Source organism: Armatimonas sp., assembly GCF_031410135.1.
Classification (GTDB): Bacteria; Armatimonadota; Armatimonadia; order Armatimonadales; family Armatimonadaceae; genus Armatimonas.
This window is the reverse complement of the sequence record NZ_JANNYP010000833.1, coordinates 1-2,190: the sequence shown is the minus strand read 5'-3', so window position 1 is coordinate 2,190 and position 2,190 is coordinate 1. Positions and strand designations below refer to the sequence as shown.

Genomic DNA, 2,190 nt, shown 5'->3' with positions numbered 1-2,190 from the left:
GTGGACAAGATTCTCACGCGCCTCGACACGGATTACTTGGACATTCTGCTCCTCCACCGTCCCGATGCGCTGGTCGAGCCCGAGGAAGTCGCGGAGGCGTTTGACCAGCTCAAGCAGAGCGGGAAAGTCCTGCACTTTGGGGTCAGTAACCACAACCCTGGCCAGATTGAGCTCCTCCAGGCAAGCCTCCCGATGAAGCTCGAAGCCAACCAGCTCCAGTTCAGCATCACCAACACGGGCATGCTCGACCATGGTCTCAATGTTAATATGGAGATAGACCGCTCGATTGACCGCGACGGTGGGATTTTAGACTACTGCCGTCTTAAGAAGATCACGGTTCAGGCGTGGTCGCCGTTTCAGCACGGCTTCTTTGAGGGGACGTTCTTAGGCAACCCCAAGTTCCCCAAGCTCAACGAGGTTCTGGAGGCGATGGCCAGCGAGTTCGGCGTCACACCGACCACGATGGCCATCGCCTGGATTCTGCGCCACCCGGCCAAGATTCAGCCCGTGGTCGGCACCACCAGCCCGGAGCGCGTGAAACAAGTGGCGCTTGCCTCAGGCGTGGCGCTGACACGGCCTCAGTGGTACGAGATCTACCGCGCGGCGGGCAACACGCTTCCCTAGTCTCTTATCTTGGAGAAGCCAGTGCACGCTGGAGCGCTTCGAGGGTCTCGGGGGAGGGTTTGAAGGAACCACCGCCCCGCTTCCCCTCCGCGATCTGCTGCGGAGGCCAGCCGTACTTGTTGGGGCGGTTCCAGACCTTGCTGTCCGCGCCCTGGCTCGCCAGAAACGCGACCACTTTCGGCGCGTTCTTGTAGGCCGCCCCGTGCATCACCGTCTCGCCGTTTTTGTCCACGGCGTTAATATCGGCACCGAGCTTCAGCAAGTACGTCAGAACCTCGATCATCTCCTCTTCCGTGCCCGCTTCCTCGCCCGGTGCTTGGGTGCCCAGCCCCGCTGCGACGAGGAGCGGTGGGCAACCGTCGGCGTTGGGAATCTTCGGGTCGGCTCCGAGCTCCACCAGCAGGCGCATCAGGCCAAGATCGGCGGTGTGGCAAGCAAAAAGAAACGGCGTTGCCCCCGTCTCGCTGAGCTTGCCGCGTGAGGCTCCGCTCTTGAGGCGTATGTTAACATCGCCGCCATGCTTGACCAGCTCTCGCACAAACTGGAAGTCGCTGAGTCCGCCCGATCCCAGAGGCGGCGGGTCGCCGTCGGGGCCGTCGCCGGTGTTGGTCCGGCGAACCCAGGTCAGGGCGTGCAGAGCCGTGTAGCCCGAGCGCTCATCGTTGGGGTCGGCACCGGCTTTGAGCAAGTCTACAGCGAGGGCAAAATGGGCATTCTCGACGGCAAGCATCAGCGGACTGGTTCCTTTGCGCGGACTCTTTCCCCCCGTTCGCTGGGTCTGCATCACTTCCTTCACGTCAATACCAGACTTAAGCAACACTTGCACAGCGTCCCGATGGCCCTCACGGACGGCAAAAAACAGCGGCGTAAAGCCCGAGGGCAGGGGCGTCTTGAAGTCCGCTCCCGCCTGGATCAGGAGCGATATAACTGTCGCATGGCCCTCCGACGCTGCCCAGTGCAGGGCGCTCTGTCCATGCTTCTCTTTGGCGTTGACACTGGCTTTTTGAGCAAGCAGTGCTTTTACCGGCCCGACTTGGCCCGTACGTGCGGCGGTCATGAGCACCGACTCCCCGCCGGTGAGTGTGGCGTTGGGATCGGCTCCGGCCTGCAAGAGTAGCTCGACCAGCTCTGTGTTGCCCGTGGTGCAGGCCAGGGAGAGCGGCCTGACGCCGTAGCGATTGGCAGCACTCACGTCGGCTTTCGCACCGACCAGCCGCTTTGCCGTCGCCAGGTCGCCGTGATGCGCGGCCCAGTGCAACGCCGTCATGCCATCGGCCTGCGCCGCACGGACCGAAGCGCCTTGCTGAAGCAGTGCGGCGATGCGAGGCTGATCTTGTCGCTCCACAGCATCGACTAGTAACCTCTCCCCAACCCCCGGGTACCCTCTGGGTGCGGGCGTTCGTACCTCACTGGGAAAGGGGCTTTTTTGCTCCCCCTTCCCCAACGAGCTTGCGAGTGCCCGGGGGAGGGGGCTGGGGGGAGAGGTTAGGGGAGAGCGTTTCATACCGCCAGCGGCGCAAAGAGCGCGTCCATCTTACCTGTGCTATCGCCGAACTTATCCAGGCG

Annotated in this window: 2 protein-coding genes; one reads left to right on the top strand and one right to left on the bottom strand. The window is 62.8% G+C overall.

Annotated elements, in window-relative coordinates:
- Positions 1–624, top strand: a 624-nt coding sequence (locus RMO15_RS30305) for an aldo/keto reductase (protein ID WP_309722032.1), incomplete at its 5' end; no start/stop codon positions are given.
- A gap of 4 nt (positions 625–628) precedes the next feature.
- Here the strand turns inward: RMO15_RS30305 and RMO15_RS30300 are convergent.
- On the bottom strand, positions 629–2,128 hold the full coding sequence (locus tag RMO15_RS30300) for an ankyrin repeat domain-containing protein (protein WP_309722030.1): 1,500 nt from the start codon (positions 2,126–2,128) through the stop codon (positions 629–631).
- Between the last annotated feature and the right edge of the window lie 62 nt (positions 2,129–2,190).

What these genes read in the sequence shown, in the direction of transcription:
- RMO15_RS30300 (WP_309722030.1), bottom strand. Translation starts at nt 2,128, where the DNA reads ATGAAACGCTCTCCCCTAACCTCTCCCCCCAGCCCCCTCCCCCGGGCA.